Genomic DNA, 5,121 nt, shown 5'->3' with positions numbered 1-5,121 from the left:
GGTAGACAAACTCACCGCCCAGATTGCAAAAGACCAAGCCCAGGCCAGCGAAACAGCCAGAGAAAACGAAAGGCTCATGTCCCGCAGCCTCGCCACCATCGCCACCACCCACCAAAAAGAGCTACAAGATGAAAAATCCAAACGCGACCAGTTTATTGCTGACGTGCGCACTGGCACTGTGCGCCTGTCAATCCCCGTCCAGGCTTGCAGCACCAGTGTCAGCCCAAATACCCCCGCTAGCCCCAGCAATAGCCCAGAAGCGCGAGCCCAACTTACGCCAGAGGCTGGAGCAACTCTTGCAGCCATCGCCGCAGACGGCGACGACGCCATCCGCCAACTAAACGCCTGCATAGACAGCTACCACACCATCAGCACCGTCATTAATACGCAGAGATAGCATGTACAAACCCAACAGCCTGCGCGCCCATTTAACCGCCGCCATCGCCGATCTACAGCGCAACCCAGACAAACTCCTCGTCTTCGCCGACAAAGGCAGCCTGCACACCACCCGCACCGCCTCACGCTCGTTTGAATACGCCTACGTCCTCAATATCATCGTCACCGACTACAGCGGTGAAGAAGACGCCCTCATCGTCCCCCTGCTCGATTGGCTGGCAACCCACCAGGCAGACCTGCTGGGCAACGACGACAAAGCCAAAGGCATACGCTTCATGGTGGACTTCAACAACCACAACAGCGTTGACATCAGCCTGGAGATAGACCTGACAGAGCGCGTCATCGTCAAACAAACCGGCACCCGGCTAGACATCACCCACGCAGGCGAAGTCACCCCCACCCCAGACTACACCGCCCCCTGGTGGCAACTCTACAACGGCACCACCCTGCTCGCAGAGTGGCAGGTGCAACCCATCCCACCCGTATAGCGCAACACCATGCAAGACGACCTCACCGCGCTGGAGACATGGGCCAGCACCCTCCTGGCCAGGCTAGACCCCGCCGCCCGCCGCAAATTAACCAGCCAGATAGCCCAGGATTTGCGACGCGCACAGCAACAACGCATCAAAGCCCAGCAAACACCAGAAGGCACTCCATACACACCAAGAAAACCGCGCAAAGCCTTACGCAGCAAGAAAGAGAGAATAAAAAAGCAGAAGGCCGCCATGTTCGCCAAGCTGCGCACTAACACACACCTCAAAACAAAAGCCGACGGCAATGACATCACCGTCGGCTTTTTTGGGAGGGTTGCACGCATAGCGCGTGTGCATCAGTCTGGCTTGAATGACCGTGTGGCTAAGGATGGGCCAGAGGTCACCTATGCAGAACGCCGCTTGATAGGTTTCAATCAAACAGACAAAGAGACGATTCAGGAATCAATCCTGAGTCTTATTCGAAGTTAGAACTTATAGCGCAAGATCGTGCACGCGGCCATCATCTTCCACAATTCTTGCCATGGATATTTCTGTCAAAATAAATCCGGTTTTATCTGCATCCTGGCGAACTAAGCCCCTCAACTGTGCCTTATTCACATAGGAATAGCAGTTGCCACACAGTGAACCTAAACTACCTTCCAGGACAGTCACAAAGTTATCATCAATAATTTTGATTACTTTACCTCCGATTTGGCGAAAGTGTTCATCCATATGTTCATCACTACTAAAAAGCAATATTTCTTCAGCATTCTTCCCGCCTTCAATTAAAAAAGTTTTCAGATTGCGCCAACCAAATCCAACAAAAGTACCTTCCAGCAGAACTTCTTTATCTGGACTGATATTTTCCGAAGTCATTTTTTCCATCGCCTTTTAACAAATAACTGCATCTATAAAGTAAGTTGCAGCATAACCCAGACGGCAACGGGCTGGAAGTGGGGTTCTATGGCCGCTTAGCCCGTTATGCGCGGGCGCATCAATTGTGATGGGCACGCATCACTCAATTTGCTGCAAAACTATGCAATCAATTTCAGGAATACTTACACTTATGTTAAATTACTATCTTCAATAAATGACATAACTACCATTCGAAATAGGAACAAATTGATGAAAAAAATACTTATTCTCTGCGCGTTAATCGTTGGCTGCCAATCGGTCAGCCCGGTGGTGTCTATTGGCAAGGATACCTACATGGTGGGTGCAAATTCGCGTGGGGGATTTACGTCTGACGCAGAAGTTACCGCGCTAAGTGTGCGGCGAGCAGCAGAGTGGTGCGAAGCGCAAGGCAAGCAAATGGAACTGACCAACTCAACCAACTCTGGAACGCAAGGTTGGACGCCGCAACAGTCCCAAGTTATGTTTAAGTGTATTTCTAAATAAAAAGAGACACTGCCGCCTTGAAATACAACTGATGTGCGATTACGTCACACTAATCGCACCTACGCGTGCTCACGCTCCAGCTAGCCCAAGACCTGCGCCGCCAGCAACAAACCCGCATCCAGGCACAACAAAACCCAGACGGCACCACCTACGCACCGCGCAAGCAACGCAAAAACATAAGGGGCAAACAAGGCCGCATCAAAAAGCAAAAAGCCAGCATGTTCAACAAGCTGCGCACAAACACCCACCTCAAGGCAAAGGCAGACGGCAACGGGCTGGAAGTGGGTTTCTATGGCCGCGTAGCCCGTATTGCGCGGGTGCATCAATACGGGCTACGGGATAGGGTTGCGGCGGGTGGGGGTGAGGTTCAGTATGAACAGAGGCGGGTTTTGGGGATGAATTCACTAGAATCAGTGATAAATTCGCAGCTATTCATTTGTTATTGAAACTCACTTAGCTGATTGTATTTTAGTATTCCGTTCAAATATTAGTCTCTTTTTCTCTTGTGCGGAAAGAATAGCGTTGGCCTCATTGACCATAATAGTAATCTTCTGTGAAATCAAATCAAATGCACGACGAAACTCACTAGTTCCGCGATATGAAATTATCGCTAGAATTGGTACTTGCAGTTCTTCTGTCTCCGAAAACGTGAAATTTGCCATACCCTTTAGTTCTGCTAAAGTAAGTTTCTCTGGAGCTGCATCCAGAACTGCTTCCACTATGTTTTGAAAAAACATTTCCTTGAAAAAGGAAGTGGATCCCATAACTGCCACCCCTAGCCGAAACTCAAAAAGATCCTTGTCTGATTTCTCGAAAAGCGCTCGTAATTGTGGTGCAATAGCCTGAATTGCTTCATTTATGCTTTTGTCGGAATTCCAGTCTATTGACTCGATTATTTCGGTTCGAAATGCATTGAGTTCCGGTAGAGTAAACTCTCGTGCAAAACGGATTGAGTCTATCTCTTTCAAGAATCTCAAAACTTGATTCCAACTTAACTGCTTAATAAACTGCGATTTATAAAAAATCTCAGCCACATCATCTTCGCTATGCTTGACAAAAGCAGCAGCATAATACTCTAAGATACTCATGTGAAGAAATGTCGTTCTATCAATCCCCTCTTCAAGCATCAAACATGTAATTTTTACGATGTCATGCTTAAATTTTTGCTCGTCACAAGAACAATGAGTTACGTATTCAAGAGCACTTTCAAAAGCGATTGTGAACTTTTCTCTTGATAACGATCTACCAAAGCCATTTTGAAGCACCATAAAGCAAAACGCTTCAAATAAAGATTGCAACTTACGCTCTGACAAGCCTGACTGAAGTGTTCTCGTAAAGCCTGCTTTGAGTCGATCATGTGTAGTAAATACTACGTGGAACAGTTGTTCAAAGAACTCTGATAACGTCGAAGGGATCTCTTTTTCATACTCGTAAACTATTACAACAAGTGTTAGCATCAATGGCGTTGAGATTAATGTCGAAAGTCTACTAGGACCCTTCTTTATAGCTTCGCAAATTTCTAAGTTCTTAACAACATCAACACCAAGCTTTGACAAAAATGGAGCGAAGTCACTCTCTTCCAATTTACACAGATTAAAAACTTTGAAGCCAGCCAATTTCTGTATTTCGTTGTCTGGTCTAGAAGTGACAACAATTTGCAATCCGGGATAACGAAGAGCTAAATGCGAAATTTCATTAAGGGTTTGCACAATTAACGATTTATCCAATTCGTCAAATCCATCTAGAAGCAATACAAACCTTCCTGATTTCGCAAGATAATCAAAAGTCTTGTCATCCACATCAATATCAAAAGCCTCAAGATACTTATATATAGAAGTGAGCAACGTAAAACTCGACAGTAATGTACGCAATTCAATAAAAATTGGAATTCTCAAGGATTGATTAGTGCTAGCTTCTTTTATTGACAAATATCGAAGCAGCATTGATTTTCCTTGCCCGACGACGCCCTCAATGACGAGATTACCTTTACCAAAGCTACCAAGCTTTACTACATTCTTAAGAAGTTTTTTGGTCCTTTTTTCTTGTGAACTAACGTTAGGGGGGTAATAGAAATCCAATAAAGCCACTTCCTCTTCTTTACTCCAAATAGTTCTTACCATCCCCAGCTTGTAAATATTCATAGCTAATTTTTCTGCAAATCCACTTGCGTCCCAGCGTTTCAATCCGGTCACAGTTGCCTCTTTAGCGTTTTTATATAAGTCGGAAACTATCGGTGACAACAATTTAGCGCCTACAGTCAATAGCGCAGCAGTTCCAATTACCATTATTTGCTCCAATCAATTATTCAATACAAAGTGATCTCAAATACTTATCTCAATTTTTCCTCTAGTAACTTGTATTTTTAAAAAGTTACCGATTTAATCAATATTCTCTAAATAACAATTTATTTCTAAAATAGCAAAAGGAAATCACTTTCAAAAGCAAATTGTTGTTAATTGCTTACCACTACGAAACTTTAGTGTTCATAACCATACACATTGCCAAACCACCCATATCTGAGCTATCCTTACGGTCGGTGCTCAACACACCCTCAACTAGCGGTAACCCCATTACGTCCGACATCGGGGATTTTTTTCGTCCATAGGTTTCCTATGGTCGGGTAGTGCGCAACCATACAAGACCCGCAAGGGGAAAGTTGCGAGCCGTCTAGTTGCGGTGTTGAAGTACCCGACCACCCTCTCAACAAGGGTAATAATCAACATATCAACTAGGAGGCCATCATGGCTGCTCATACCCCTATTGCGTCTGCAATAGCTGCATCATCACAACCCTCTTTTGCCTTTTCCAAACTGCAAGACCTGCGCGCCAGCTTTGAACGCCTGCGCGGCCTGCA

7 protein-coding genes are annotated in these 5,121 nt (G+C 45.6%); 5 read left to right on the top strand and 2 right to left on the bottom strand.

The features are described from left to right. The 3 genes from H8L47_RS29035 to H8L47_RS29025 form a co-directional block, all read left to right on the top strand. A partial coding sequence (locus tag H8L47_RS29035) for a lysis system i-spanin subunit Rz (RefSeq protein ID WP_186957317.1) occupies positions 1-397 on the top strand: 397 nt, incomplete at its 5' end. 1 nt (position 398) lies between these two features. Further along, positions 399-884 (top strand): phage tail protein, encoded by a 486-nt coding sequence (locus H8L47_RS29030; RefSeq protein WP_186957316.1) that lies wholly within the window; start codon positions 399-401, stop codon positions 882-884. 9 nt (positions 885-893) lie between these two features. Continuing rightward, a complete protein-coding gene (locus tag H8L47_RS29025; RefSeq protein ID WP_186957315.1) occupies positions 894-1,358 on the top strand; it encodes a phage virion morphogenesis protein in 465 nt (154 codons plus the stop codon). A 3-nt stretch (positions 1,359-1,361) separates the two neighbouring features. Here the strand turns inward: H8L47_RS29025 and H8L47_RS29020 are convergent, their stop codons facing one another. Further along, on the bottom strand, positions 1,362-1,745 hold the full coding sequence (locus H8L47_RS29020) for a hypothetical protein (protein ID WP_186957314.1): 384 nt from the start codon (positions 1,743-1,745) through the stop codon (positions 1,362-1,364). A 249-nt stretch (positions 1,746-1,994) separates the two neighbouring features. Here H8L47_RS29020 and H8L47_RS29015 point away from each other — a divergent pair, with 249 nt between their 5' ends. After that, the gene (locus tag H8L47_RS29015; RefSeq protein WP_186957313.1) at positions 1,995-2,267 is read left to right on the top strand and encodes a hypothetical protein; all 273 of its coding nucleotides are present in this window, start codon (positions 1,995-1,997) and stop codon (positions 2,265-2,267) included. A 65-nt stretch (positions 2,268-2,332) separates the two neighbouring features. Beyond that, positions 2,333-2,713, top strand: coding sequence for a phage virion morphogenesis protein (locus tag H8L47_RS29010; protein WP_186957312.1), 381 nt, complete (start codon positions 2,333-2,335; stop codon positions 2,711-2,713). Between the two features lie 3 nt (positions 2,714-2,716). Here H8L47_RS29010 and H8L47_RS29005 read toward each other — a convergent pair whose 3' ends face one another. After that, positions 2,717-4,552 carry an NACHT domain-containing protein gene (locus H8L47_RS29005; protein WP_186957311.1) on the bottom strand — a complete coding sequence of 612 codons (1,836 nt, stop codon included), beginning with the start codon at positions 4,550-4,552 and terminating at the stop codon, positions 2,717-2,719. Between the last annotated feature and the right edge of the window lie 569 nt (positions 4,553-5,121).

The sequence above is a fragment of the Undibacterium umbellatum genome (genome assembly GCF_014284125.1).
GTDB lineage: Bacteria > Pseudomonadota > Gammaproteobacteria > Burkholderiales > Burkholderiaceae_D > Undibacterium > Undibacterium umbellatum.
This window is presented reverse-complemented; position numbering and strand designations above follow the sequence as displayed.